This is a genomic window from Streptomyces sp. NBRC 110611 (assembly GCF_001590865.1).
Classification (GTDB): Bacteria; Actinomycetota; Actinomycetes; order Streptomycetales; family Streptomycetaceae; genus Streptomyces.
In genome coordinates this window covers 134420-160854 of the sequence record NZ_BBUY01000016.1, presented here as the reverse complement: position 1 = coordinate 160854, position 26435 = coordinate 134420, and the positions used below count along the sequence as shown (strand labels likewise).

The following is a 26435-nucleotide window of genomic DNA, read 5'->3' as shown; positions in this document are numbered from 1 at the left end:
GGAGCTACAGATGAACGACCGGGCAGGTCAGAGTGCGGGTGATCCCCTCCACCTTCTGGACCCTGGCGACCACCATGCGCCCCAGCTCATCGACGGTGTCGGCCTGCGCGCGCACGATGACGTCATAGGGGCCGGTGACGTCCTCGGCCTGCATCACACCAGGGATCTTCGCGATCACTTCGGCTACCGCCGAGGCCTTGCCGACCTCGGTCTGGATCAGGATGTAGGCCTGTACCACGGGACCTCCAGGGCGGCTACGAGGATCATGGGGGAAGAAGGGACGCCACGGTACCGCGTCACCGTGCGGAGCGGGGAGACCCGCGCGGTGAACTCGGCAAGTGCGGCGCAGTCGTCAGCCACGTACGGACCGTCCGTACACATGGGAAGGGCAACAGCATGAAGGGCACCGTGGGCGAGCTGGGGGAGTTCGGGCTGATCAGGGAGCTCACCTCCCGGCTCACCTCCACTCCGGCCGTACGCATCGGGCCGGGGGACGACGCCGCGGTGGTCACCGCGCCGGACCGCAGGGTGGTCGCCAGCACCGACATCCTCCTGGAGGGCCGGCACTTCCGGCGCGACTGGTCCACCGCCTACGACGTCGGCCGCAAGGCCGCCGCGCAGAACCTCGCCGACATCGCGGCGATGGGTGCGGTGCCCACCGCGATCCTGCTCGGCCTGGTCGTCCCCGCCGAGCTGCCCGCGACCTGGCCGACCGAGCTGATGGACGGGCTGCGCGACGAGTGCCAGGTGGCCGGCGCCGCGGTGGTCGGCGGGGACGTGGTACGCGGCGACACCATCACCGTCGCGATCACCGCGCTCGGCGATCTGCGCAACCAGGAGCCGGTGACCCGGGCCGGTGCGCAGCCGGGCGACGTGGTCGCGGTGACCGGCTGGCTCGGCTGGTCCGCCGCCGGACACGCAGTGCTCTCCCGCGGCTTCCGCTCGCCGCGTGCCTTCGTCGAGGCGCACCGCCGCCCCGAGCCGCCGTACCACGCGGGCCCGGCGGCCGCCGGGCTCGGCGCCACCGCGATGACCGACGTCAGCGACGGCCTCGTGGCCGACCTCGGGCACATCGCCGAGGCCAGCAAGGTCCGGATCGATCTGCGGTCCGCCGCGATCGACATCCCCACGCAGATGTCCGACATCGGCACGGCGGTCGGTGTGGACCCGATGCAGTGGGTGCTCAACGGCGGCGAGGACCACGCGATCGTGGCCACCTTCCCGCCGGACGTGAAGCTGCCCGCCCGGTGGAAGGTCATCGGCGAGGTCCTCCACCCGTCCGCGCTGCCGCAGGTGACGGTGGACGGCGCCCCCTGGGTGAAGGCCGGCTGGGACCACTTCGGGGACACCGAGGAGGGGGCCGGCGCGTAGCGGCGTCTTCCGGGGGTGGAGGTCGGGTGACGGGAGGGCGGCCGGCGCGTAGCGGCGTCTTCTGGGGGTGGAGGTCGGGTGACGGGAGGGCGGGTAGATTCGCCGGTATGCGCACACCCCCACGCGTCCTGACCGTCGCCGGGTCCGACTCCGGCGGCGGCGCGGGCATCCAGGCCGACCTGAAGACGATGCTGGCGCTCGGCACGCACGGCATGAGTGTGCTGACCGCGGTCACCGCCCAGAACTCGGTGGGCGTGCAGGGGGCGTGGGAGCTGCCCGCCGAGGCCGTACGGGCCCAGTTCCGCAGCGTCGTCGACGATATCGGCGTCCAGGCGGTCAAGACCGGGATGCTCTCCTCGGCCGAGCTCGCCGGGACCGTCGCGGAGCTGCTCGCGGAACTGTCCGTCCCGGTCGTCATCGACCCCGTCGGCGTCTCCAAGCACGGCGACGAGCTGCTGGCCGCCGCCGCACTGGACGCGGTGCGCACCAGGCTGCTGCCGACGGCCACCGTCGCGACCCCCAACCTGGACGAGGTCGCCCGGCTCACCGGCGTACGCGTCCGGGAGGAGGCGGACATGCGCCGGGCCGCCGCCGCGCTGCTGGACTTCGGGCCGCGCTGGGCGCTCATCAAGGGCGGCCATCTGACGGACGGGGACGGCGGGGCCGCGGGCACGGCCGGTGCCGTCGACGCCGTCGACCTGCTCACCGACGGCACCGAGGAGCACTGGCTGCGCGCGCCCCGGCACGCCAACCGGCACACCCACGGCACCGGCTGCACCCTCGCCAGCGCGATCGCCGCCCGGCTCGCCAAGGGGGACACCGTGCCCCGGGCGGTCGCGGCGGCCAAGGACTACGTCACCGGCGCCATCGCGGCCGGCTTCCGGCTGGGCGCGGGCATCGGCCCCGTCGACCACGGCTGGCGGCTGCGCACCGGGCCCTGATCCGGAGCGGCGCCCCGTCAGGGAGCGGCGGCACGGGGAGGCGGGGCGGCGGTACGGAGCGACGGGGCGGCAATAGCAGAAGCCGGCCCACCCGAGGGTGGACCGGCTTCACAAGCAACCGGGCGGGCTGCGCTACGGCTAAGGCGTCAGCGCGAGACCTTGCCGGCCTTGATGCACGAGGTGCAGGCGTTCAGCTTCTTCGGCGTGCGCCCGACCACTGCACGCACCGTCTGGATGTTGGGGTTCCAACGACGGTTGGTACGGCGGTGCGAGTGCGAGACACTCTTGCCGAAGCCCGGCCCCTTGCCGCAGACGTCGCAGTTGGCAGCCACGGGTCACTCCAAAGACTTCAGATGCACTTACGGTGAAATCCCGACGAGCCGAGTGCATGGCCCGACCGGCTTCGCCGGGAGAGGAAATGGCCCGATTCTCATCGGGCAACCGGAGCAGCATACAACGACCGCTCCCGCAGAACGAAACTATCACGCACCCCGGGCCCCCGCCCCGGCCTCCCCGTCGCAGCGCGGCTACTGTGCGGTGCGTCCCGCGACCCCAGGAGGATGATGTGCCGTACCCGCTCGACGCCGCCGCCGTCCGCTCCTGGTGCGGGCTGGCCCTGGAGGCGCTCGGCCGGGAACGCGAGCGGATCGACGCGATCAACGTCTACCCGGTGGCGGACGGGGACACCGGGACCAACCTCTATCTGACGCTGGAGGCGGCCGCCCGCGCGGTCGAGGCCGCCTTCGACGGGCACGCCGCCGCCGGCACCGTGCCCTGCCTCGCGGATGCCATCGGAGCCATGGCGCACGGTGCCCTGGTGGGGGCGCGCGGCAACTCCGGCACGATCGTGGCCCAGCTGCTGCGCGGGATGACCGAGGTGCTGGCGGCCGCCGAGGGCGCCGCCGACGGCGCCGGTGCCGGGGACGGCGCCGGTGACGGCTCGGCCGACGCGCTCCGCCGGGCACTGCGCCGGGCCGCCTCCTCGACGTACGAGGCGGTCGCGCACCCGGTGGAGGGGACCGTCCTCACGGTGGCCACCGCGGCCGCCGACGCCGCCGAGCGGGTCCGCGGCGGGACCGGGGCGCCCGCCGGCGCCGCCGAGATCGCCCGGGCCGCCCACGAGGGCGCCCGCAGCGCCCTGCGGGCGACCCCGGGGCAGCTCGCCGTCCTCGGCCGGGCGGGCGTGGTGGACGCCGGCGGCTGCGGCCTCGTCGCCCTGCTGGGTGCGCTCGCCGACGCGCTGTCCGGGGAGGCCTCGGTGAGCCCGGTCGCCGTACGGGCCGACGCCCCGCTCCCGGTGGCGGCCGGCTGCGAGGCGGCCGCCCGGGTGGCCGCGGACGGCTGCGGGGACCCGGACGGTCCCGCCTTCGAGGTGATCTACCTGCTGGAGGCCGAGGACGCCGCGGTGGCGAAGCTGCGGGCCCGGCTCGACGGGCTCGGCGACTCCCTGGTGGTGGTCGGCGGGGACGGTCTGTGGAACGTCCACGTCCATGTCGACGACGCGGGCGCCGCCGTGGAGGCCGGCATCGAGGCGGGCCGCCCGTACCGGATCGGCATCACGCACTTCGGCGGCGCCGGCCGGGTCAAGGAGCCGGCGCTGGCGGCCCGGGCCGTGGTCGCGGTGGTCCCGGGGCCCGGGCTCGCCGGACTGTGCACCGAAGCGGGCGCCACGGTCGTCGCCGTACGCCCCGGGGAGCCGCCCGCCAGCGGCGAGCTGGTGCAGGCGATCCGGCAGGCGCGCGCCCGCGAGGTGATGCTGCTGCCCAACGACCCCGAGCTGCGGCACACCGCGGCGGCCGCCGCCGAACAGGCCCGCACCGAGGGCGTACGGGTCGCCCTGATCCCCACCCGGTCCGCGGTCCAGGGCATCGCGGCGCTGGCCGTGCACGAGCCGGACCGCAGCTTCGACGAGGACGTGGTCGCGATGACCTCGGCGGCGGGCGCCACCCGCTACGCCGAGCTGGCCGTCGCCGAGCGGCAGTCATGGACGATGGCCGGGGTCTGCCAGGCCGGGGACGTCCTCGGGCTGATCGACGGCGATGTCGCGGTGATCGGCCCGGACCTCGTGCGCACCGCGACGGCCGTCCTGGACCGGATGCTCTCCGCGGGCGGCGAGATGGCGACCCTGGTCCTCGGCGCGGACGCCCCCGACTTCCTGGGCGAGCGGCTGGAACGGCACGTCCGCGAACGGCACCTGGCCGTCGACACGGTCGTCTACGACGGCGGCCAGCACGCCGCGCCGCTGCTCATCGGCGTGGAGTGACCGCACCGCGACGGCCTCCCCGGCGGCACCGGGCGGCACCGGGCCACGGTGTCCGGGGCCGGGATCGACGTGATTGTCACAGGCGTGGTGTGCAATAGATCCGTGGCAGCGCTCGACGAACCCCTGAAGAACATCCTCGGCGGCACCACCGCGAAGGTGCTGGCCGAACACCTCGGCCTGCACACGGTCGGTGACCTGCTGCACCACTACCCGCGGCGCTACGCCGAGCGCGGTGAGCTGACCCGCCTCGCGGACCTCCCGCTGGACGAACACGTCACCGTCGTCGCGCAGGTCGCCGACTCCCGGGTGCTGACCTTCAACGCCGGGCGGGGGCAGCGCCTCGAAGTGACGCTGACCGACGGCAGCGGCCGCCTCCAGCTGGTCTTCTTCGGCAAGGGCATCCACAAACCGCAGAAGGAGCTGCTCCCGGGGCGCCGGGCGATGTTCGCCGGCAAGGTGTCGGTCTTCAACCGCAAGCTCCAGCTCGCCCACCCCGAGTACCAGCTCCTCGACGGCACCGCCGACAGCGAGGCCGTGGACGCCTTCGCCCATCAGCTGATGCCGATCTACCCGGCCTGCCAGCAGATGGCGTCCTGGAAGATCGCCAAGGCAGTGGACGCGGTACTGCCCAGCGCGCCGGACGCCGTCGATCCGCTGCCGCCGGCGCTGCGCGAGGACCGTGCGCTGCTCCCGCTCACCGAGGCGCTGCGCACGATCCACCGGCCGGCCTCCAAGGCCGATATCGCCGCTGCCCGCGCCCGGCTGAAGTGGGACGAGGCGTTCGTGATGCAGGCCGCGCTCGCCCGGCGCCGCCTCGCCGACACCCAACTCCCGGCCGTCGCACGGAACGCGGTGAAGGACGGGATCCTCGACGCGTTCGACGCCAAGCTCCCCTTCACGCTCACCGAAGGCCAGCAGAAGGTCAGCCGGGAGATCTTCGACGACCTGGCCACCGCGCACCCGATGCACCGCCTCCTCCAGGGCGAGGTGGGCTCCGGCAAGGCCCAGCCGCTGGACGCCCTGGTGCTCACCCCGCGCGGCTTCCGTCCCATGGGGGAGATGGCCGTCGGCATGGAAGTGGTCGTGCCCAGCGGTGAGCTCGCCGTGGTGGACGGCGTCTTCCCGCAGGGGGAGCGGGAGGTGTGGCGGCTGGTGCTGTCCGACGGCAGCACCGTCGAGTGTGACGACGAGCACCTGTGGATCGTCGGGGACGGCGTCGCGCCCGAGCGGGTGCTGACGACCCGCGAGCTGCGCGCCGGGCTGCGCACCGCCGACGGCCGCCCCCGGTGGTCCATCGCACCGGCCGTACCGGTCGACCTCGACGGGGGCGAGGACCGGCCGCTCGATCCGTACGAGCTGGGCCGGGTGCTGGCGGCCGACGGGCGCCCGGTTCCGGACGCCTACCGCAACGCACCGTGCAAGGACCGGCTGGCCGTGCTGCGGGGCCTGATGGACGCCGGGGGAGAGCGGACGGCGGACGGCGCGGAGTTCCGCGCGGTGCCCGCACCCCTGGCCGGCGGTCTCGCCTGGCTGGTGCGCTCCCTGGGCGGCCGGGCGCAGACGGACCCCGTACGGGACGGCGCGTACGACGTCTCCGTGGCGCTGCCGGACGAGGCATCCGCCGGCGCCGGCGGCTTCCGGCGCGCCATCGAGGCCATCGAGCACGTCGGCCGCAAACCCGTCCAGTGCATCAGCGTCGCGCACCCCGACCGCGCCTATGTGACCGACCACTTCACCGTCACCCACAACACCATGGTCGCGCTGCGCGCCATGCTCGGCGTGGTCGACAGCGGAGGCCAGGCCGCGATGCTGGCGCCCACCGAGGTGCTCGCCCAGCAGCACCACCGCTCCATCACCGAGATGATGGGGGAGCTGGCCCAATGTCACAGCAGCGCGAAGCGCTCCGAACGAAGGGTGGTGGCGGGCGACGGGCGGGCGCTCGGCGGGGCCGAGCAGGGGACCAAGGTGGTGCTGCTCACCGGCTCCATGGGAGCCGCGGCCCGCCGCCAGGCGCTGCTCGATCTGGTCACCGGCGAGGCCGGGATCGTCGTCGGCACCCACGCGCTGATCGAAGAGAAGGTGCAGTTCCACGACCTGGGGCTGGTCGTCGTCGACGAACAGCACCGCTTCGGCGTGGAGCAGCGGGACGCGCTGCGCGGCAAGGGGCACGCCCAGCGCGAGAAGCAGACGCCGCACCTCCTGGTGATGACCGCGACGCCCATCCCGCGCACGGTCGCCATGACGGTCTTCGGCGATCTGGACACCTCGGTCCTCGACCAGCTCCCGGCCGGGCGCTCCCCGATCGCCAGCCATGTGGTGCCCGCCAAGGACAAACCGCACTTCCTCGCCCGCGCCTGGGAGCGGATCCGCGAAGAGGTGGCGGCCGGGCACCAGGTCTATGTGGTGTGCCCGCGGATCGGCGACGACGAGGAGAAGGCGCCCAAGGGGGCGAAGAAGGGCGCGGCCGGTGCCAAGGGCGCGGCGGCGAAGGCGAGTTCACCGGAGGACGTGGCCGAGAAGCGCCCGCCGCTCGCGGTCCTCGACATCGCCGCGCAGCTCGGCGAGGGGCCGCTGGCCGGCCTGCGGGTGGCGGTGCTGCACGGCCGCATGGCGCCGGACGACAAGGACGACGTGATGCGCCGGTTCGCCGCCGGCGAGCTGGACGTCCTGGTCGCGACGACGGTCATCGAGGTCGGGGTGAACGTCCCCAACGCCACGGTCATGGTGATCATGGACGCCGACCGCTTCGGCGTCTCCCAGCTGCACCAGCTCCGCGGCCGGGTCGGCCGGGGCTCGGCGCCCGGCCTGTGCCTGCTGGTCAGCGAGATGCCCGAGGGCAGCCCGGCCCGCGCCCGGCTCGCCGCGGTGGCCGGCACCCTCGACGGCTTCGAGCTCTCCCGCGTCGATCTGGAGCAGCGGCGCGAGGGCGATGTACTGGGCCAGGCGCAGTCCGGCGTCCGCTCCTCGCTGCGCATGCTCACGGTCATCGACGACGAGGAGATCATCGCCGCCGCCCGCGAGGAGGCCACGGCGCTGGTCGCCGCCGACCCCGGGCTGACCGGCTACCCGGAGCTGCGCATCGCCCTGTCCGCCCTGCTCGACGAGGAACGGGAGCAGTATCTGGACAAGGGCTGACGCGATCCGGAGAAGAAGGGCTGACGCGATCGGGAGGAAGAAGGACTGCCGCGATCCGGAGAAGGCCCTAGCGCACCGGGGCCGCGGGCGACGGAATATCGTGGAGGAGCGGAGGCCGGCCGGCCCCCGCCAGCGCTCCATCCACCGACCACGCACCACGTAAGGACGGGCCCATGACCCGCGTGATCGCCGGTACGGCCGGCGGCCGCCGCCTGGCCGTACCGCCGGGAAACGGCACCCGCCCGACCTCCGACCGGGCCCGCGAGGGCATGTTCTCCACCTGGGAGTCGCTCGACGGACCGCTGGCCGGCGCCCGGGTGCTCGACCTCTACGGCGGTTCCGGCGCGGTCGGCCTGGAGGCCCTCTCCCGTGGCGCCGCGCATGTGCTGCTGGTCGAGGCCGACGCCCGTGCGGTGCGCACCATCCGGGACAACGTCCGCGTGGTCGGCCTGCCCGGCGCCGAGGTACGGCCCGGCAAGGCCGAGCAGATCGCCGCCGCACCGGCCGGGGGCGAGCCGTACGACGTCGTCTTCCTGGACCCGCCGTACGCGGTGACCGACCGGGAGCTGTGCGAGATCCTGATCACACTCCGTGCCCAGGGGTGGCTGGCCGAGCAGGCACTCGTCACCGTGGAACGGAGCACCCGAGGCGGCACGTTCCCCTGGCCGGACGGTTTTGAAGCGATCAAGGCCCGTCGCTACGGCGAAGGGACGCTTTGGTACGGTCGCGCCGCTTCGACGTCCGCCGAAACGACGTCAACAAGCGTGTCATGACCGGACCGGAGAGCGAGGAACCGAAGTTGCGCCGCGCCGTCTGCCCGGGGTCGTTCGACCCCATCACCAACGGGCACCTGGACATCATCGCCCGTGCCTCCAAGCTGTACGACGTCGTCCATGTCGCCGTGATGATCAACCAGTCCAAGAAGGGCCTGTTCACGGTCGAGGAGCGGATGGACCTGATCCGCCGCGCCACCGCCGGGTACGGCAACGTCGAGGTCGAGTCCTTCCACGGGCTGCTGGTGGATTTCTGCAAGGAACGCGACATCCCCGCGATCGTCAAGGGCCTGCGGGCCGTCAGCGACTTCGACTACGAGTTGCAGATGGCCCAGATGAACAACGGCCTCTCCGGCGTGGAGACCCTCTTCGTCCCCACCAACCCCACCTACAGCTTCCTCTCCTCCAGCCTGGTGAAGGAGGTCGCCGCCTGGGGCGGAGACGTCTCCCACCTGGTCCCGCCGTGCGTCCTCGAAGTCCTCACCGAGCGCCTGCGCGAGAAGGGCTGACCGCACACCCGGCACACCGGCGTCCACCGCCCCCGCCTGACGTCACGTCAGTTGGTGTCGGACGGAGGGTCCGTGGACGTACAGTCGTCCCGTTCCGTCGTTCCAACCCTCAGAGAGTGGCGAGTCCAAGGTGGACGTGCAGAAGAAGCTCGACGACATCGTCGCGACCGTCGCCGGCGCCCGGTCCATGCCCATGTCGGCCTCGTGCGTGATCAACCGCACCGAGCTGCTCGCCATGCTGGAGGAGGTCCGCGAGGCGCTGCCCGGCTCCCTCGCGCAGGCGCGGGAGCTGCTCGGCGGGCGGGAGCGGATGGTCGAGGAGGCGCGGGCCGAGGCGGAGCGGATCATCGAGTCCGCGCACGCCCAGCGCGGTTCGCTGATCTCCGACACCGAGGTCGCCCGCCAGTCCCAGGACGAGGCGGACCGGATCCTCGCCGAGGCCCGCCGGGAGGCGGAGGAGATCCGCGCCGAGGCCGACGACTACGTCGACAGCAAGCTCGCCAACTTCGAGGTCGTCCTCACCAAGACCATCGGATCCGTCGACCGCGGCCGCGAGAAGCTGCTCGGCCGCGGACCCGGGTTCGACGAGGCCGGGCACGGCGAGGACGCGGACGCCGAGGCCCCCGAGCGCAGCGCCGACCCGGAGGTCCTCAGGCAGCGTGCCGACGCGTATGTGGACGCCAAGTTCGGCGCCTTCCACGCCGTGCTGGCCAAGACGCTGGAGGCGGTCGGCCGGGGCCGGGACAAGCTCCAGGGGGCCCGGGCGATCGACGACCTCGCGGCCCATATGGCGGCGGCCGGCGAGCCGCAGTCCGGACACCGGCCGCAGGCGGACGCCGAGTACCTCGCCGAGCTGGCGGGCATCGGCGCCGGCCAGGACTCCCCGGCGCCCGCCGCGCCGGACCGGCACCGGCAGGCCGGGCCCCAGGACCACCAGCAGCCCCTCCAGGACCCGCAGCAGGCACAGCAGGGCTACTACGCCGACCCGGGCGGCTACCCGCAGCAGGACGTCTACGGCTACCAGCAGACCCCGTACACCCAGCAGCACCAGGACCCGTACGGCTACGACTGGCAGTCGCAGGCCCCGCAGCAGGGCTACGACCCGAACGCCTACCCCGGGCAGCAGGTGCCCCAGCAGGGCGGGCACGCCCACCCCGCGCAGCCCGGCGCGCTGGACGAGACCAGCCTCTTCGACACCAGCATGATCAACCTGGATCAGCTGCGGCAGTACGAGGAGGGCCGGCGCCCGTAAGGTGCCGGGTGAAGGCGCCGGGTGCCGGTGAACGGCCCGCCGCGCGGTACCGGGCAGCGGCCGGGTACGCCCGGTGCGGATTGGGCCTATCGGGGCCCGTCCAGTATCCTGGCTCTTCGGTCGCGCGTATTCTCGCGATCTCTGCTGCCCGAATCCCACAGGTGTCCGCACCGGCGGTGTACGGGCGGCGCGACGACCCCGTAGAAAGCAGGAAGCCATCAACGCCCGCCTCGACCACCGTTCCCCTCTCGTGTTCGACACACGTGAGCTGGGCCGGCGGCCCGGTGCGCTCAAGCGGCTCTCCCGCTCCGCCGAGGCCCCCCGGGACCTCGGCAACGAGGTCATCGGAGTGCCCGAGGGCGCCCCGATCGAGCTCGACCTCCGCCTGGAATCGGTGATGGACGGGGTGCTTGTCACAGGCACCGCCCGTGCAACGGTCAAGGGGGAGTGCGTAAGGTGTCTGGAGCCGCTGGAGCGAGAGCTCGACAGCGACTTCCAGGAGTTGTTCGCCTACCCCGACGCCGACACCCGCGCCCACGACAAGGACGCCGGTGACGACGCCGAGGACGAGGAGGACACCCTCTTCCTCGAGGACGACCTGTTCGACCTCGAACCCGTGCTGCGTGACGCGGTGGTGCTCGCACTGCCGATGCAGCCGGTGTGCCAGGAAGACTGCCCGGGCCTGTGCTCCGACTGCGGAGCGCGGCTGGCGGACGACCCGGACCACCACCATGACGCCGTCGACATCCGTTGGGCGGCACTGCAGGGACTCGCCGAGACCGTCAAGGACGGCGAGAAGGACAACGCACCCCGCGACGGCGGGGATGAACCTCAGGAGAAGTAGCCGTGGCTGTTCCGAAGCGGAAGATGTCGCGCAGCAACACGCGCCACCGCCGGTCGCAGTGGAAGGCTGCGGTCCCGAACCTGGTGGCGTGCGAGCGCTGCCACGAGCCGAAGCAGCAGCACATCGCGTGCCCCGCTTGCGGCACCTACAACAAGCGCCAGGTCCTCGAGGTCTGAGCGGCTGGTGACAGGCTCTATGTCAGACGCCACATCGACTCCCCGCACCCGCGGGGATGACCCGACTCCGGCGGACACGGCCTCGTCTCTCACGCTTCTGGAAGGGCGGCTCGGGTACAAGCTCGAGTCCGCCCTTCTGGTGCGTGCGCTGACGCACCGCTCGTACGCGTACGAGAACGGCGGTCTGCCCACCAACGAGCGGCTGGAATTCCTCGGGGATTCGGTGCTCGGCCTGGTGGTCACCGACACGCTGTACCGGACCCACCCCGACCTGCCGGAAGGCCAGCTGGCCAAACTGCGGGCCGCGGTGGTCAACTCGCGCGCGCTGGCCGAGGTGGGGCGCGGCCTCGACCTCGGTGCCTTCATCCGTCTCGGCCGGGGCGAAGAGGGCACGGGGGGCCGGGACAAGGCCTCCATCCTCGCCGACACCCTTGAAGCGGTGATCGGCGCGGTCTACCTCGACCAGGGCCTCGACGCGGCCGGCGAGCTGGTACACCGGCTCTTCGACCCGCTGATCGAGAAGTCCGCGGGCCTGGGCGCCGGCCTGGACTGGAAGACCAGCCTCCAGGAACTCACCGCGACCGAAGGTCTCGGTGTCCCGGAGTACCTGGTCAGCGAGACCGGCCCGGACCACGAGAAGACCTTTACTGCTGCCGCCCGCGTCGGTGGTGTCTCGTACGGCACCGGCACCGGCCGCAGCAAGAAGGAAGCCGAGCAGCAGGCGGCGGAGTCCGCGTGGCGCGCCATCCGCGCCGCGGCGGACGAGGCGGCCGAGGCGGCAGCTTCCGGCGACGGTCCGTCGCCCGGCGGCAAGGGCTCGGCTCCTGCCCCCGGCGGCACCCCGCCGTCGAGCTGAAACACCGCTTCTGACCCCGTACGGGGCGGCCGCGCGCCGCGTCGTACGGGGTCAGAAGTCTTTCCCGCACCCTGTCCGTCCCCGTTACCGTCATCCCGCTGTCCCGCTGTCCCGCTGTCCCGCTGTCCCAAGGAGCGTTCCGTGCCCGAGCTGCCCGAGGTCGAGGTCGTCCGCCGTGGGCTGGAGCGCTGGGTCAGCGGCCGGACGATCGCCGACGTCGAGGTGTGCCACCCGCGTGCGATCCGCCGGCACACGGCCGGTGCCGCCGACTTCGCGGCCCGGCTCCGGGGCCTGCGCCTGGGCGCGGCCCGCCGGCGCGGCAAGTACCTCTGGCTTCCGGTGACCGGCGGCGGCCCGGCCGCGCAGACCGCCGCCGAAGGCATCGCCCCGATCGTCACGCCCTCGGTCACCCATGGCCTGGCGGTCCTCGCCCACCTCGGGATGAGCGGCCAGCTGCTGGTCCAGCCGCAGGACGCCCCCGACGAGAAGCACCTGCGTATCCGCATCCGGTTCGCCGATACGGTGACACCGGCCCCCGCCGGGGCGGAGGGCACCGAACTCCGCTTCGTCGACCAGCGGACCTTCGGCGGCCTCTCGCTGCACGACACCGTGCCCGGCGACCCCGACCAGCTGCCCGACGCCATCGCGCACATCGCCCGCGACCCGCTCGACCCGGCCTTCGACGACGCCGCCTTCCACACCGCGCTGCGCCGCCGCCGGACCACCGTCAAGCGGGCGCTGCTCGACCAGACGCTGATCAGCGGCGTCGGCAACATCTACGCCGATGAGGCGCTGTGGCGCAGCAGGCTGCACTACGACCGGCCGACCGCCACCCTCACCCGCCCGCGCACCGCCGAGCTGCTCGGCCACGTACGGGACGTGATGAACGCCGCGCTCGCCGTCGGCGGCACCAGCTTCGACAGCCTTTACGTCAACGTCAACGGCGAGTCCGGCTACTTCGACCGCTCCCTGGACGCCTATGGCCGCGAGGACGAACCCTGCCGCCGCTGCGGTGCCCCCATCCGCCGCCGTCCGTGGATGAACCGCTCCAGCTACTTCTGCCCCCGCTGCCAGCGCCCGCCACGGGCCTGACCGGCCCCGGCTCAGAAGCCGAATTCCTGGGTCCACCAGGGGCCGCCCGGGCCGAAGCGGGCGCCGACGCCGAGCGTGCGGTACTCGCAGTTGAGGATGTTGGCGCGGTGGCCGGGGCTGTCCAGCCACGTCTCCATAACGGCTTCGGCGTCGGCCTGGCCGCGGGCGAGGTTCTCCCCGCCGAGGTTGTCGATGCCCAGGTCGCGGGCGCGGTCCCAGGGGGTGTCGCCGTCCGGGTCGGTGTGCCCGAAGAAGCCGCGCCGCGCCATGTCGTCACTGAACCGCTGGGCGAGCGCGCCCAGTTTCCGGTCCGCGGTCACCGGGGAGCAGCCGGCCCGGGCGCGCTCCTGATTGACCAGGGCCAGCACCCGTTCCGCGGCGGACGGCGGGGCGTCCGGGGGCTCCGGGGGCTCCGGGGGCTCCGTGATCTCCGGCGGGGACGCGGTGGGGGCCGGGGCGGCGGAGGACGGGCGCCCGGTGGGCTCGGCGGTGCGCTGCGAACCGGGCTGTGCGGCGGGGGATTTGGCGGTCCGGCCGGGCGAGGGGGACGTCGAGGGCGTCATGGGGGCGGACGGGCGGGCGGAGTCCGGGGCGGTGCGGCGGCGGGTGTCCCGGCCCGGCTCTTCGGGGGCGCCGTCGGCGGGCGTGGCGGAGCGGCCTCCCAGCGGCGCGGTCGTCCCCGGCAGGGCGCCGGTGCGGACGCGCTCGTGGTCGTCGCCCGTCCCGCCGTCGAACCGGCCGTCGCCCGGGATCAGTCCGGACGCCACCGCCACGGCCCCCATCGCCACCGCCGCGGAGGCGCCGAGCAGCCCGGTGCGCAGCGGCGCCGCGCCATGGCCACGCGCCGCGCGGTGGGAGCGGGGCCGGGCCGTGGCGGCCGGCGCCCCGGTCCGCGTTCCCGTCGGAGCGTCAGAAAGCCCCGCGCCAGGGGCTGCGGGCGCATGCGGGGCGGAGCGTCGATGGCGGCCCATCCGCGGTCGTCCTTCCCCCGGCGCACGCACCGGCTCCCCTGCGGCGGCTCCCGCCGCACAGTCTTCCTCGGCGTCAGCACGGCTCACCCGAAAGGGTGAGGCGCTGTCGCGGGACTGTACGCCATGACGCGAGGGGGCGACGTGCTCACTGGGCAATTGGCCGGTTAACGTGCACACATGAACGAAGATGTCCGTGTGACCGCATGGGTGCGGGGTCGGGTCCAAGGCGTCGGCTTCCGCTGGTTCACCCGCGCCAACGCCCTGCGGATCGGTGAACTCGCAGGCTTCGCGGTCAATCTCGGCGACGGCCGCGTCCAGGTGGTCGCCGAGGGCCCCAAGGACCGGTGCGATCAGTTGCTGGAGTGGCTGCGGACCGGAGACACGCCCGGGCGGGTCGACGGAGTCACTGAGATCTGGGACACGCCCCGGGGCGGCTACGACGGCTTCGAGATCCGCTGATACCGGCTCCGGGAGCGCTCTTCCCGGCCGTTACCGGCGGTCCCGGCGGTGCGACTTCGTCAGCTGCTTACGGGAGATAAGGCCTGGTGGTTGCCAACTCGGCCGACCCGTGCAAGGCTGCCGCTGTACGGATGATCTCCACGCCCCCGCGGGACCTTTCTGGAGAGTCGGCGCCGCGCCGTGACGGCCGCGCACTCTCAGGCGCCCGAGGATACGGGGCGTGATCGTGTTGACCGTCAAACCGTTTGGTGAGACTCTGGAATCCCCGCGCACCTTAGCTGTTTGGCATCGAGTACACCACAGAGAATGACAAGCCGCGGGTGCGAATCCCTCACGACCCACACCGCATCGGTCGGTCACTCATTGTGGAGGACCATCCATCATGGCAAAGGCGCTTCTCGGTTACGTCGGCGGCTCCGACCCCCGAGTCCTCTCCGAGATGCGGCGGCTCCAGCAGCGCGTTCAAGACCTTGAATCCGAACTGATCCGGATGCAGGCCGAGAACGACATGCTGTCCGCTGCCGCACGTCGCGACGAGTCGGTGCTCGACATCGACGTACCCCAGGCGGAGCCCGCGCTCACCTGACCTCGCTCCAGGGCCGGTGGGGCTGCTCGCCAGCCGCTTGAGGCACCGCTCTCTTCAAGATTTTAAAGGGACGCTCCGGCGTCCCTTCGTCGTATCCGGGTCGTCCCACCGTATCCGGGCCGTCGTATCCGGAGCTCTTCGATTTCCGGTACGTATTCCGATCCGAATGCCGCTTCAGCCGGGCCGTCCCTTCCTTACCGGATGGTGTGCCCTGCCCTTTCCCCGGTGAAACCGAAAACGAACGGCCCCCTGCACCCGGGCCCCGTACCGGGCCGCGGGGCCGGTCCGGAATGTTGGGATCGTCCTCCCGGGAGCGGCCGGTAGAGTCGCACGGCGTGCACCTCAAGAGTCTGACCCTGCGGGGCTTCAAGTCCTTCGCCTCCGCCACGACGCTGCGCTTCGAACCGGGCATCACCTGCGTCGTGGGCCCCAACGGATCCGGCAAGTCCAATGTCGTGGACGCGCTGTCCTGGGTCATGGGCGAGCAGGGCGCCAAGTCGCTGCGCGGCGGGAAGATGGAGGACGTCATCTTCGCCGGGACGACCGGGCGGCCGCCGCTCGGCCGCGCCGAGGTCTCGCTCACCATCGACAACTCCGACGGTGCGCTGCCCATCGAGTACGCCGAAGTCACCCTCACCCGGATCATGTTCCGCAACGGCGGAAGTGAATACCAGATCAACGGGGACACCTGCCGGCTCCTCGATATCCAGGAACTGCTCTCCGATTCCGGAATCGGCCGGGAGATGCATGTCATCGTCGGCCAGGGCCAGCTGGACTCCGTGCTGCACGCCGACCCGATGGGCCGCCGCGCCTTCATCGAGGAGGCGGCCGGCGTCCTCAAGCACCGTAAGCGCAAGGAGAAGGCGCTGCGGAAGCTGGACGCGATGAAGGCGAACCTCGCCCGCGTCCAGGACCTCACCGACGAGCTGCGGCGCCAGCTCAAGCCGCTGGGCCGGCAGGCCGCGGTGGCCCGGCGCGCCGCCGTCATCCAGGCCGATCTGCGCGACGCCCGGCTGCGGCTGCTCGCCGACGACCTGGTCGCCCTGCGCGAGGCGCTGCGGGCCGAAATCGCCGACGAGGCGGCGCTCAAGGAGCGCAAGCAGACCGCCGAGGAGCGGCTGCGCACCGCCCAGCGGCGGGAGGCCGCGCTGGAAGAGGAGGTGCGCACGCTCACGCCGCGGGTGGAGCGCGCCCAGCAGACCTGGTACGAGCTGTCGCAGCTGGCCGAGCGGGTGCGCGGCACGGTCTCGCTGGCCGAGGCCCGGGTCCGCAGCGCCGCGGCGGCCCCGCCGGACGAGCGGCAGGGGCGCGACCCGGACGACATGGAGCGCGAGGCGGCCCGCATCCGTCAGCAGGAGGCGGAGTTGACGGCCGCGCTGGAGGCGGCGCGCCGGGCGCTGGAGGACACCGTCGAGCACCGCGCCGGGCTGGAGCGGCAGTTGGCCGAGGAGGAGCGCCGGCTGCGGGACGCCGCCCGGGCCATCGCCGACCGGCGCGAGGGCCTGGCCCGGCTCGGCGGACAGGTCACCGCCGCGCACGGCCGGGCCGCGTCCGCCCGGGCGGAGATCGGCCGGCTCGCCGAGGCCAGGGACGGCGCCCGGAGCCGCGCGGCCGCCGCCCAGGAGGCGTACGAGCAGCTCAAGGCCGAGGTCGACGGGCTGGCGGCGGACGACGAGGAGGCCGCGGAGCGGCACGAGGCGGCCCGCCGGGACCTGGCCGGGGCGGAGGCCGCGCTGACCGCCGCGCGGGAGGCGCTGACCACGGCCGAGCGCCGGCGGGCCGCGACCGCCGCCCGGCACGACGCCCTGGCGCTCGGACTGCGCCGCAAGGACGGCACCGGGGCCCTGCTCGCCGCGGCCGACCAGCTGAGCGGGCTGCTCGGGCCGGCCGCCGAACTGCTGACCGTCGCCCCCGGCTTCGAGATCCCGGTGGCCGCCGCCCTCGGCGCGGCGGCGGACGCGGTCGCCGTCACCGGTCCGGCGACCGCCGCCGACGCCATCCGGCTGCTGCGCAAGCAGGACGCCGGGCGGGCCGCGATGGTGCTGGCGCCCCGGCAGGCGGGCGACGACCGGGACCCGGGCCGCTCCGCGCCGGAGGCGGACGCGGCGGGAGGCACCGGCCCGGCGCCCGGCGTGCCCCGGATCCCCGGGCCCCGCTCCGCGCCCGTACCGGCCGCCGAACTGGTCCGGGGACCGGCCGCGTTGACCGCCGCGGTGGCCCGGCTGCTGCGCGACATCGTGGTGGTCGGGACGCTGGAGGACGCCGAGGACCTGGTGGCCGCGCGGCCCGGGCTGACCGCCGTGACCGGCGAGGGCGATCTGCTCGGGGCGCACTTCGCCCAGGGCGGTTCGCCCGGCGCACCGAGTCTGCTGGAGGTCCAGGCGTCGGTCGACGAGGCGGCGGCCGAGCTGGCGGAGCTGGCCGCACAGTGCGACCGGCTGGCCGAGGCACAGCGGACCGCGGCCGGGCGGCGTACGGAGTGTGCCGCGCTGGTCGAGGAGTTGGCCGAGCGGCGCCGGGCCGCGGACCGCGAGCAGTCGAAGGTCGCCGGGGACCTGGGCCGGCTCGCCGGGCAGGCGCGGGCGGCCGCGGGCGAGGCGGAGCGTTCCGCCGCGGCGGCCGCCAGGGCCGAGGAGGCGCTGGAACGGGCCACCGAGGAGGCCGAGGAGCTGGCCGGGCGGCTGGCGGCGGCCCAGGAGGACGCCGGCGCCGCCGAGGAGGAGCCCGACACCTCGGTACGGGACCGGCTGGCGGCCGACGGGGCCAACGCCCGGCAGACCGAGATGGAGGCCCGGCTCCAGGCGCGTACCCACGAGGAGCGGGTGAAGGCGCTGGCCGGGCGGGCGGACGCACTGGACCGGGGGGCGCGCAACGAGCGGGAGGCGCGGGCGCGGGCCGAGCAGCGGCGGGCCCGGCTGCGGCACGAGGCGGCGGTGGCCCGGGCGGTCGCCTCCGGTGCCCGGCAGCTGCTGGCGCACATCGAGGTGTCGGTCGTCCGGGCCGAGGAGGAGCGCGCCGCCGCGGAGCGGGCCAGGGCCGGGCGGGAGCAGGCGCTGGCGGCCGAGCGCACCGCGGCCCGGGAGCTGAAGTCCGAGCTGGACAAGCTGACGGACTCGGTGCACCGGGGTGAGGTGCTCGGCGCGGAGAAGCGGCTGCGGATCGAGCAGTTGGAGAACCGGGCGCTGGAGGAGCTGGGGGTGGAGCCGGCCGTGCTGGTGGCCGAGTACGGCCCCGATCAGCCTGTACCCCCGTCGTCGCCGGCGGACGGCGAGACGCCGCCGGAGCCGGAGCGGGACGGCGGCGGCCCCGCGGGCGGCCCTCCGGGCGGGGCGCCGGTGCCCTTCGTACGGGCCGAGCAGGAGCAGCGGCTCAAGGCGGCCGAGCGGGCGTATCAGCGGCTCGGGAAGGTGAACCCCCTGGCGCTGGAGGAGTTCGCGGCGCTGGAGGAGCGGCACCAGTTCCTCAGCGAACAACTTGAAGACTTGAAGAAGACCCGGGCGGATCTGCTGCGGGTGGTCAAGGAGGTCGACGAGCGGGTCGAGCAGGTCTTCACCGAGGCGTACCACGACACCGCGCGGGAGTTCGAGGGCGTCTTCGCGCGGCTCTTCCCGGGCGGCGAGGGGCGGCTGGTCCTGACCGACCCGGACGACATGCTGGCGACCGGGGTCGATGTGGAGGCGCGCCCGCCGGGCAAGAAGGTCAAGCGGCTCTCCCTGCTCTCGGGCGGGGAGCGCTCGCTGACCGCGGTGGCGCTGCTGGTCTCCATCTTCAAGGCGCGGCCCAGCCCGTTCTATGTGATGGACGAGGTCGAGGCGGCGCTGGACGACACCAATCTGCAGCGGCTGATCCGCATCATGGAGGAGCTGCAGGAGGCCTCCCAGCTGATCGTGATCACGCATCAGAAGCGCACGATGGAGGTCGCCGACGCGCTCTACGGGGTGTCGATGCAGGGCGACGGCGTCTCGAAGGTGATCAGCCAGCGGCTGCGCTGAATTCCTCCGCCGGCCCTTTCGCCCGCGCACTTTCCCGGGCGTCCGGCCGCCTTCGCCTTCTTCGGTCGCACGGAGTACCCGACAGATCGTCAGTTCCGTATCGCTTCATTACTTGAAAGAACGACCGTAAGGCGCGGGGGAAAACGAATTCATCACACCCTATTGACTTCGAAACTTGAAGGCATAGTCTCTGCAACGTTGCTTTTACCTTCAAGTGGTCGGTACCCCCCACCTGTGCACCACTGGAAGGGCCAGCCCCCGACGCCCGGCAGCGCAGCCGGGCCACTGGAGTTCACGTTGACCAGCACCGCGCAGCCGACGGTTCCGGAAGGCCGCAAGGCCCATCCCGATCACCTCGGCCATGTCATCTTCATCACCGCGGCTGCCGCGATGGGCGGCTTCCTCTTCGGATACGACAGCTCCGTCATCAACGGCGCAGTCGAGGCGATCCGCAGCCGTTACGACGTCGGATCCGCCGTACTCGCCCAGGTCATCGCCGTCGCGCTGATCGGCTGCGCCATCGGCGCCGCCACCGCCGGCCGGATCGCCGACCGGATCGGCCGGATCCGTGTGATGCAGATCGCGGCGGTGCTCTTCACCATCAGCGCGGTCGGCTCGGCCGTGCCGTTCGCCCTGTGGGACCTGGCCTTCTGGCGGATCGTCGGCGGCTTCGCGATCGGTATGGCCTCGGTCATCGGCCCGGCCTACATCGCCGAGGTCTCGCCGCCCGCCTACCGTGGCCGGCTCGGCTCCTTCCAGCAGGCCGCGATCGTCATCGGCATCGCCGTCTCCCAGCTCGTCAACTGGGGCATCCTCAACCTCGCCGACGGCGACCAGCGCGGCACCCTCGCCGGGCTGGAGGCCTGGCAGTGGATGCTCGGCGTGATGGTCGTCCCGGCCGTGCTCTACGGTCTGCTCTCCTTCGCGATCCCCGAGTCGCCGCGCTACCTCATCTCCGTCGGCAAGGTGTCCCGTGCCAAGGAGGTGCTCGCCGAGGTCGAGGGCCACACCGTCGACCTCGACACCCGGGTCACCGAGATCCAGGACGCGATGCGCCGCGAGCACAAGTCGACGTTCAAGGACCTCCTCGGCGGCAAGCTGGGCTTCATGCCGATCGTCTGGGTCGGTATCGGACTGTCGGTCTTCCAGCAGCTGGTCGGCATCAACGTCGCGTTCTACTACTCGTCCACGCTGTGGCAGTCCGTCGGGATCAACCCCGCGAGCTCGTTCTTCTACAGCTTCACCACGTCGATCATCAACATCGTCGGCACCGTGATCGCCATGATCTTCGTGGACCGGATCGGCCGCCGCCCGCTGGCCCTGATCGGCTCCGCCGGTATGGCCCTCGCGCTCGGCCTGGAGGCCTGGGCCTTCTCCGCCAAGACCGCGGCCGGCACCCTGCCCTCCCTCGAAGGCACCGTGGCCCTGATCGCCGCCCATGGCTTCGTCCTCTTCTTCGCGCTCTCCTGGGGCGTCGTGGTCTGGGTCTTCCTCGGCGAGATGTTCCCGAACAAGATCCGCGCCGCCGCGCTGGGCGTCGCCGCCTCCGCGCAGTGGATCGCCAACTGGGCCATCACGGCCAGCTTCCCGAGCCTGGCCGAATGGAACCTCTCGGGTACCTACGTGATCTACATGATCTTCGCCCTGCTCTCGATCCCCTTCGTGCTCAAGTACGTGAAGGAGACCAAGGGCAAGGCGTTGGAGGAGATGGGCTAACCACCCCCCGCCAGCCCTTCTCCTCAGTACTGGCACTGCCCCGGCTCGTCCACCGAGCCGGGGCAGTGGCTTTGTCCTGCTCTTTCGCTCACGGACGGCCGCCCGCCGTACGGAACGTCCGCCGGTAGCCCGCCGGGGTCGTGCCCAGCGCCCGCTGGAAGCGGCGGCGCAGGTTCGTCGCCGAGGACAGACCGACGCGCACGGCGATCGCCTCGACCGGCAGATCGGTCTCCTCCAGCAGGGTCCGGGCCGCGTCGATCCGCCGCCCCAGCAGCCACTGGCCGGGACTGGTGCCGAGCTGGTCGGCGAACCGGCGGGCCAGGGTCCGCTCGGAGACCCGCAGGTGGCCGGCCATGGCCTCGACGGACACCGGCTCGGGCAGCCGGCCCGACACCCACTCCAGCAGCGGGGCCAGCGACTGGTCCATGGCCCGCGCGGGGCCGACCGGGTCCGCCGGAGGCGGTGCCGCGTACTGGGCCTGGCCGCCCTCGCGGTGCGGCGGCATGACCATGTGCCGGGCGACCCTGGCCGCGTGGGCCGCGCCGTGGTCGGTGCGTACGAGGTGCAGACACAGGTCCACCCCGGCTGCCGCTCCCGCGCTCGTGGCCACGTCGCCGTGGTCGATGTAGAGCACCCCCGGGTCGACCCGCACCCGGGGGAAACGCGCCGCCAGCCCGGCCGCCCGCGCCCAGTGGGTGGTCGCCCGGCGGCCGTCGAGCAGGCCGGTCTGCGCCAGGGCGAAGACGCCGGAGCAGAGGGTGACCAGGCGGGCGCCGTTGCCGTGCGCGGCGAGCAGGGCCTCGCGTACGGCGGGGCTCAGCGGCTCGTCCGGCGGGATCCAGCCCGGGATGACGACCGTGTCCGCCGACGCCAGCGCGGACAGCCCCTCGGCGACCAGCATGTCGTAACCGGCCGTCGTCCGTACCGGGCCCGGGACCTCCGTACACACGGTGAAGTCGTAGAGGGAGGGCAGGCCGGCGCGGCGGGTGCCGAAGACCTCGACGGCACAGCCGAGTTCGAAGGGCCCCTGGGGCGGGTGGACCAGCGCCACCACCCGGTGCGGCGGTCCACCGCCGTCCCCGCCGGGGCGCCCCGCGTCCCCGGCACCGGCCGCATCCCCGCCTTCCCTGCCCTCCACGCCCTCCATGGCAGGAAAGTACCCCAGCACGTCATTTCTGACACTGGAGGGGCCGGTGTCCGCACGGCGAGGCTGGGGCCATGACCCAGCACAGCACTGAGCAGTACGACAACCAGCGGAGCACGCCGCACCGCACGCCGGCCGGCGGTCAGGAGATGGCCGGCTACGTGTGGTCCGACGTGGCCGACGCACCGGTGAACGAGCTCTTCCCCGGCGTCCGGATCCGTCCCCTGTGGACGGGGGAGAACGGGGCCAGGGCCCAGGTACTGGAGATCGACCCGGGCGGTGGCTGGGAGCGGATCGACGTGCACGAGCCCGGGCCGGAGGAGGTCTTCGTCGTCTCGGGCACGTTCAACGACGGCTTCGGGGACCATCCGGCGGGTTCGTTCCTGCACGCGCCCGCGGGCTCCTGGCACATTCCGCGGTCGGAGACCGGCTGCACGCTCTTCGTGTTCTACCCCGAGGGCTGACGGGCGCCCGGTCCCGCGGGGGCCGGGGTGCGCCGAACGTTCCCCGGGGGGCCGGGGATGCAGAACGTCCCCTTCGCCAGGCAGGCGGCGAAGGGGACGTTCGGCTGATGCGGCGCCGGATCGCGGGGGGGGGAAGCGATCCGGCGCCCCATCGGCCGGGGCCGGGCGGTGACTGCGGGTGTCAGCCCACCTCGGCCGGCCGGCGGTCGGTGTGCGGCGCGTCCGCGGCCGCCGGCTCCGTCTCCCGGGGCTTCGGCAGGACGGCGAAGATCACCGCGGAGAGGGCGATCGTGGCCGCCCAGCCCAGACCGTGCTCGCCGATCCAGGTGGTGGCCAGCGGGCCGGTGAACCACTGGACCTTGGTGAAGCACAGGCCCGCGATCAGCGCCACGGACCAGGCGGTCATGGCCTGCCAGCAGAAGCCGCCGGTGTACCAGTAGCGGCTGGTGCGGCCGGTGTTCATCAGGCTCTCGGCGTCGTACCGGACCGCCAGCTTGCGGCGGCGGGCCATGTCGATGCCGTAGACGCCGATCCAGGCGGAGAAGGAGACCGCGAGGAGCGTCAGGAAGGTGATGAACTGGCCGATGAAGTCCTTGGCCACCAGCATCATGAACAGGCCGCCGACCAGGCTGATCACCGCGTTCACGCTGACCGCCAGGGCGCGCGGCAGCTTGACGCCCATGGTCTGGGCGGTGAAGCCCGCGGAGTACATCGACAGGCTGTTGATCAGCATCATGCCGATCAGCGCGGTGATCAGGTACGGAATGGCGATCGCGCGCGGCAGGGCCTGGCCGAGGAACGACATCGGGTCGGTGTTCTGGTTGGCCAGCTCCGGGTTGGAGACGGCCATCACACCGCCCATGAGCACCATCGGGACCAGCACCAGGGCCGCACCGGAGATGGTGGTCCCGACGATCTTCTTGCCGGAGGCGGCGTGCGGGAGGTAGCGCGCGAAGTCCGGGCCGGTGGGGACCCAGCTGATACCGCCGGCGGCGATGGTGCCGATCCCCGCGATCATCAGGGCCGCGCTGCCCGGCGACTTGTGGAGGATGTCACTCCACGGCATCTCGACGACCAGATAGCCGAGCACCACCACGCTGATCGCGCTGAAGAGGTACGTGGAGTACTTGTTGCACACGTTCAGCGCCTTGCGGCCCATCCCGCTCACCAGGAACGTGCAGGCGACGAAGGCCAGCAGGGTGATGACGATCAGGACGTTGTTGGCCTTGATGCCGAAGACCAGGTTCAGCACGGTCAGGATCGCGTACGCGCCAGTGACCGCGTTGATCGTCTCCCAGCCGAAACGGGCCACCCACAGGATCGCGCCGGGGAAGTAGTTGCCGCGCACGCCGAAGGCCGCGCGGGAGAGCATCGCGCCCGGAGCGCCGCCCCACTTACCGGAGACCGACAGCACGCCGACCATACCGAAGGAGACGGTGGACGCGATGGCGGCCACCACCAGCACCTGCCACAGGTTCAGGCTGTTGTTGATCACCAGCGAGGCTCCCATGGTGAGCAACAACACGCTGATGTTGGCGGCGACCCAGGTGGGGAAGAGCTCGCGGACGCGGCCCCGGCGCTCGTGATCGGGAACGGGCTCGATGCCGCGGGTCTCGACGGCGCCGTCGGTTACGGGAGTGGACGCGGACGTGGTGCTGGTGCCCATGGTGCAGATGTCTCCGTGCGGGGATCTGGGGCACCCCCGGGGGAGGAGGTGCAGGCAGCGGCTCTGGTGCCTGGCCAGAAATCGACTGCCAGGACTCTACGCGCGTTGCGCGGCCGTAGACCATCGTACTTTGATCCAACTTCTCCCTCTGCGCCGTGTTGGTTCTTCCGACGTTCCGCTGCGCTTGGCTGCCCTCCCGCGTTGTTGGCTTTCTCGCCGTGGCGCCTGGCGGCGGGCTGTTTTCCGCTGCGCGGGGCTGTACGTCACGGGTGCGCTCCGCAGGACGGCAGTCCGGAGGAGCGGACCCGCGCCCGACAAACCCACGCCCGCCGCTGGGGGTACCTCCCACGCCCTTAAGGCAGTGGGGGAGCCACGGCGAAACGGAAGGTACGGCGCCGCAGACGACAACGGGGGAAGGCAGCCAAGCGCAGCGGAACGCAGCGGTTGGTGATACTGGAGGGGTTATGGAATTCGTCATCCTTGCCGTAGTCATCGCCGTGCTCGCGCTCGGCGCGATCACTGGGCTCGTCGTCAGCGGCCGCAGGAAGAAGCAGCTGCCGCCGTCTCCGCCGGCTGCCCCCAAGCCCTCCGTCACCGCGCCCCCTGCCGAACCGCATGTCGGCGAGGAGGCCGAGACCCCCCGCGACGAGGAACGTCGCACCATCGAGGAAGTCGCGCTGCCCACCGCCGAGGCCCCCGAGGCCCCGGTTGCGGAGGCGCCGGCCGCCGAGCCCGAGGCGCCCGCCGCGCCCGAGATCGAGGTTCCCGAGCCCGCCGCCGGACGGCTGGTCCGGCTGCGTGCGCGGCTCTCCCGCTCGCAGAACACCCTGGGCAAGGGCCTGCTCAACCTGCTCTCCCGCGAGCACCTCGACGAGGAGACGTGGGAGGAGATCGAGGACATCCTGCTCACCGCCGACGTCGGTGTCGCGCCCACCCAGGAGCTGGTCGACCGGCTGCGCGAGCGGGTCAAGGTCCTCGGCACCCGCACCCCCGAGGACCTGCGCGAACTGCTCCGCGAGGAGCTGCTCGCCCTGATCGGCCCGGAATTCGACCGCACCGTGCACACCGCCAACGGCATCGGCAACGGCGGCGACGAGATCCCCGGCGTCGTCATGGTCGTCGGCGTCAACGGCACCGGCAAGACCACCACCACCGGCAAGCTCGCCCGGGTCCTGGTCGCCGACGGCAAGTCCGTGGTCCTCGGTGCCGCCGACACCTTCCGTGCCGCGGCCGCGGACCAGCTGCAGACCTGGGGCGAGCGGGTCGGCGCCCGTACCGTCCGCGGGCCCGAGGGCGGCGACCCGGCGTCGATCGCCTTCGACGCGGTGAAGGAAGGTATCGCCGAGTCCGCCGATGTCGTGCTGATCGACACCGCGGGCCGGCTGCACACCAAGACCGGCCTGATGGACGAGCTGGGCAAGGTCAAGCGGGTCGTCGAGAAGCACGGCCCGGTCGGCGAGGTGCTGCTCGTCCTCGACGCCACCACCGGCCAGAACGGTCTGGTGCAGGCCCGGGTGTTCGCCGAGGTCGTGGACATCACAGGTGTGGTGCTCACCAAGCTCGACGGCACCGCCAAGGGCGGCATCATCATCGCCGTCCAGCGCGAACTGGGTGTCCCGGTCAAGCTGGTCGGCCTGGGCGAGGGCGCGGACGACCTGGCCCCGTTCGAGCCGAAGGCGTTCGTTGACGCCCTTATCGACTGAGCCCCCACCGCCTGCCCCGGCCCCCGGGTACCCGCCTGCGTGCGGGCACCCGGGGGCCGATGTCGTACAAGGGGGCACGCTGAGGCCATGACCTCGCGTATCACCGCGCTGGTCCGCACCGGCGCGCGGGTTCGCCGCCGTCTGCCGGGAGGTGCTGGAGGAGGTCTGCGCCCCCGGGGCGGAGGGCTATGTCCGGGACACCGTGCTGGTCATGGGGCGGTGGGAGATCACGCTCTCCTCGATCACGGTCCCGGGGGGACGTGTGGTGCGGCGCCGAGGACACCGGCCACTCACCGGATCAGGGCGCAGGGCTGACGCTGCGCATCCCGGGAGCCGTCCGGCACCTCGTACCGGACGCCGGGGGCGCGGTGCTGTGGACACACGCCGGCGCTGTCCTCCGTACGCTGCTGGAGCGCGCCGGGTGTACGGGGGCGGCGGCGCCGGAGCGTACGTGGTCAGGCGCACAGGCGCGCGCACATATAGGCGAGGGTGCCCACGACCAGCCGTGCCTGCGGCGGGCGG

Annotated in this window: 22 protein-coding genes and 1 pseudogene; 18 read left to right on the top strand and 5 right to left on the bottom strand. The window is 72.8% G+C overall.

Annotated elements, in window-relative coordinates; all coding sequences use genetic code 11:
• Positions 1–4: 4 nt before the first annotated feature.
• Entirely contained in the window at positions 5–238 is a 234-nt protein-coding gene (locus tag AZE13_RS26560; RefSeq protein WP_066937139.1) for an Lrp/AsnC family transcriptional regulator, read from the bottom strand.
• A 158-nt stretch (positions 239–396) separates the two neighbouring features.
• On the opposite strand from AZE13_RS26560, the gene AZE13_RS26555 reads away from it, so the two are divergent.
• A complete protein-coding gene (locus AZE13_RS26555; protein ID WP_066937135.1) occupies positions 397–1371 on the top strand; it encodes a thiamine-phosphate kinase in 975 nt (324 codons plus the stop codon).
• A 107-nt stretch (positions 1372–1478) separates the two neighbouring features.
• Positions 1479–2312 (top strand): bifunctional hydroxymethylpyrimidine kinase/phosphomethylpyrimidine kinase, encoded by an 834-nt coding sequence (thiD, locus tag AZE13_RS26550; RefSeq protein WP_066937132.1) that lies wholly within the window; start codon positions 1479–1481, stop codon positions 2310–2312.
• Between the two features lie 146 nt (positions 2313–2458).
• On the opposite strand, the gene rpmB is transcribed toward thiD, so the two are convergent.
• Positions 2459–2644 (bottom strand): 50S ribosomal protein L28, encoded by a 186-nt coding sequence (gene rpmB, locus AZE13_RS26545; RefSeq protein WP_043266286.1) that lies wholly within the window; start codon positions 2642–2644, stop codon positions 2459–2461.
• Between the two features lie 233 nt (positions 2645–2877).
• Here rpmB and AZE13_RS26540 point away from each other — a divergent pair, with 233 nt between their 5' ends.
• From AZE13_RS26540 to mutM, 9 genes are all read left to right on the top strand, one after another.
• A complete protein-coding gene (locus AZE13_RS26540; protein ID WP_107288452.1) occupies positions 2878–4575 on the top strand; it encodes a DAK2 domain-containing protein in 1698 nt (565 codons plus the stop codon).
• 102 nt (positions 4576–4677) lie between these two features.
• A complete protein-coding gene (locus AZE13_RS26535) occupies positions 4678–7710 on the top strand; it encodes a helicase-related protein (RefSeq protein ID WP_066937126.1) in 3033 nt (1010 codons plus the stop codon).
• 173 nt (positions 7711–7883) lie between these two features.
• Positions 7884–8483: a 16S rRNA (guanine(966)-N(2))-methyltransferase RsmD gene (gene rsmD, locus AZE13_RS26530; protein WP_066937123.1), complete on the top strand. Its 600-nt coding sequence runs from the start codon at positions 7884–7886 to the stop codon at positions 8481–8483.
• Positions 8480–8992 (top strand): pantetheine-phosphate adenylyltransferase, encoded by a 513-nt coding sequence (gene coaD / locus AZE13_RS26525; protein WP_066937120.1) that lies wholly within the window; start codon positions 8480–8482, stop codon positions 8990–8992. Before rsmD ends, coaD begins: the two co-directional genes overlap by 4 nt.
• Positions 8993–9122: 130 nt before the next feature.
• Complete coding sequence (locus tag AZE13_RS26520; RefSeq protein ID WP_066937116.1) at positions 9123–10244, top strand: ATP synthase F0 subunit B; 1122 nt, start codon at positions 9123–9125, stop codon at positions 10242–10244.
• Positions 10245–10494: 250 nt separating this feature from the next.
• Positions 10495–11088 (top strand): YceD family protein, encoded by a 594-nt coding sequence (locus tag AZE13_RS26515; protein ID WP_258528004.1) that lies wholly within the window; start codon positions 10495–10497, stop codon positions 11086–11088.
• Between the two features lie 2 nt (positions 11089–11090).
• On the top strand, positions 11091–11264 hold the full coding sequence (gene rpmF / locus AZE13_RS26510) for a 50S ribosomal protein L32 (RefSeq protein WP_066937112.1): 174 nt from the start codon (positions 11091–11093) through the stop codon (positions 11262–11264).
• Between the two features lie 19 nt (positions 11265–11283).
• Complete coding sequence (gene rnc / locus AZE13_RS26505; RefSeq protein WP_066937109.1) at positions 11284–12120, top strand: ribonuclease III; 837 nt, start codon at positions 11284–11286, stop codon at positions 12118–12120.
• Between the two features lie 141 nt (positions 12121–12261).
• The gene (mutM, locus tag AZE13_RS26500) at positions 12262–13212 is read left to right on the top strand and encodes a bifunctional DNA-formamidopyrimidine glycosylase/DNA-(apurinic or apyrimidinic site) lyase (RefSeq protein ID WP_066937106.1); all 951 of its coding nucleotides are present in this window, start codon (positions 12262–12264) and stop codon (positions 13210–13212) included.
• Between the two features lie 11 nt (positions 13213–13223).
• On the opposite strand, the gene AZE13_RS26495 is transcribed toward mutM, so the two are convergent.
• A complete protein-coding gene (locus AZE13_RS26495) occupies positions 13224–14183 on the bottom strand; it encodes a CAP domain-containing protein (protein WP_079124388.1) in 960 nt (319 codons plus the stop codon).
• 177 nt (positions 14184–14360) lie between these two features.
• On the opposite strand from AZE13_RS26495, the gene AZE13_RS26490 reads away from it, so the two are divergent.
• The 4 genes from AZE13_RS26490 to AZE13_RS26475 all read left to right on the top strand — a co-directional run bounded on the left by AZE13_RS26490 (position 14361) and on the right by AZE13_RS26475 (position 20936).
• Positions 14361–14642: an acylphosphatase gene (locus AZE13_RS26490; protein ID WP_066937103.1), complete on the top strand. Its 282-nt coding sequence runs from the start codon at positions 14361–14363 to the stop codon at positions 14640–14642.
• A gap of 382 nt (positions 14643–15024) precedes the next feature.
• Positions 15025–15228 carry a hypothetical protein gene (locus AZE13_RS26485; protein ID WP_033266895.1) on the top strand — a complete coding sequence of 68 codons (204 nt, stop codon included), beginning with the start codon at positions 15025–15027 and terminating at the stop codon, positions 15226–15228.
• 335 nt (positions 15229–15563) lie between these two features.
• Positions 15564–19220, top strand: a complete 3657-nt coding sequence (smc, locus tag AZE13_RS26480) for a chromosome segregation protein SMC (protein ID WP_066937099.1) — start codon at positions 15564–15566, stop codon at positions 19218–19220.
• A 297-nt stretch (positions 19221–19517) separates the two neighbouring features.
• The gene (locus tag AZE13_RS26475) at positions 19518–20936 is read left to right on the top strand and encodes a sugar porter family MFS transporter (protein WP_066937096.1); all 1419 of its coding nucleotides are present in this window, start codon (positions 19518–19520) and stop codon (positions 20934–20936) included.
• Positions 20937–21024: 88 nt separating this feature from the next.
• Here AZE13_RS26475 and AZE13_RS26470 read toward each other — a convergent pair whose 3' ends face one another.
• A complete protein-coding gene (locus AZE13_RS26470) occupies positions 21025–22083 on the bottom strand; it encodes a GlxA family transcriptional regulator (RefSeq protein WP_079124387.1) in 1059 nt (352 codons plus the stop codon).
• A gap of 146 nt (positions 22084–22229) precedes the next feature.
• Here AZE13_RS26470 and AZE13_RS26465 point away from each other — a divergent pair, with 146 nt between their 5' ends.
• A complete protein-coding gene (locus tag AZE13_RS26465) occupies positions 22230–22544 on the top strand; it encodes a cupin domain-containing protein (RefSeq protein WP_066937207.1) in 315 nt (104 codons plus the stop codon).
• Between the two features lie 181 nt (positions 22545–22725).
• On the opposite strand, the gene AZE13_RS26460 is transcribed toward AZE13_RS26465, so the two are convergent.
• Complete coding sequence (locus AZE13_RS26460) at positions 22726–24210, bottom strand: purine-cytosine permease family protein (RefSeq protein WP_066937093.1); 1485 nt, start codon at positions 24208–24210, stop codon at positions 22726–22728.
• Positions 24211–24674: 464 nt separating this feature from the next.
• On the opposite strand from AZE13_RS26460, the gene ftsY reads away from it, so the two are divergent.
• Both ftsY and AZE13_RS39095 read left to right on the top strand, forming a co-directional pair.
• Positions 24675–25913 (top strand): signal recognition particle-docking protein FtsY, encoded by a 1239-nt coding sequence (gene ftsY, locus AZE13_RS26455; protein ID WP_066937090.1) that lies wholly within the window; start codon positions 24675–24677, stop codon positions 25911–25913.
• 260 nt (positions 25914–26173) lie between these two features.
• Positions 26174–26435: pseudogene (locus AZE13_RS39095) on the top strand (hypothetical protein); the annotation flags it as partial.

Coding starts and splice junctions, on each gene's coding strand:
- AZE13_RS26555 (WP_066937135.1), top strand. CDS start 397: ATGAAGGGCACCGTGGGCGAGCTGGGGGAGTTCGGGCTGATCAGGGAG.
- thiD (WP_066937132.1), top strand. CDS start 1,479: ATGCGCACACCCCCACGCGTCCTGACCGTCGCCGGGTCCGACTCCGGC.
- rsmD (WP_066937123.1), top strand. CDS start 7,884: ATGACCCGCGTGATCGCCGGTACGGCCGGCGGCCGCCGCCTGGCCGTA.
- coaD (WP_066937120.1), top strand. CDS start 8,480: ATGACCGGACCGGAGAGCGAGGAACCGAAGTTGCGCCGCGCCGTCTGC.
- rnc (WP_066937109.1), top strand. CDS start 11,284: ATGTCAGACGCCACATCGACTCCCCGCACCCGCGGGGATGACCCGACT.
- AZE13_RS26495 (WP_079124388.1), bottom strand. CDS start 14,183: ATGGGCCGCCATCGACGCTCCGCCCCGCATGCGCCCGCAGCCCCTGGC.
- AZE13_RS26490 (WP_066937103.1), top strand. CDS start 14,361: ATGAACGAAGATGTCCGTGTGACCGCATGGGTGCGGGGTCGGGTCCAA.
- AZE13_RS26485 (WP_033266895.1), top strand. CDS start 15,025: ATGGCAAAGGCGCTTCTCGGTTACGTCGGCGGCTCCGACCCCCGAGTC.
- AZE13_RS26470 (WP_079124387.1), bottom strand. CDS start 22,083: ATGGAGGGCGTGGAGGGCAGGGAAGGCGGGGATGCGGCCGGTGCCGGG.
- AZE13_RS26465 (WP_066937207.1), top strand. CDS start 22,230: ATGGCCGGCTACGTGTGGTCCGACGTGGCCGACGCACCGGTGAACGAG.
- AZE13_RS26460 (WP_066937093.1), bottom strand. CDS start 24,210: ATGGGCACCAGCACCACGTCCGCGTCCACTCCCGTAACCGACGGCGCC.
- ftsY (WP_066937090.1), top strand. CDS start 24,675: ATGGAATTCGTCATCCTTGCCGTAGTCATCGCCGTGCTCGCGCTCGGC.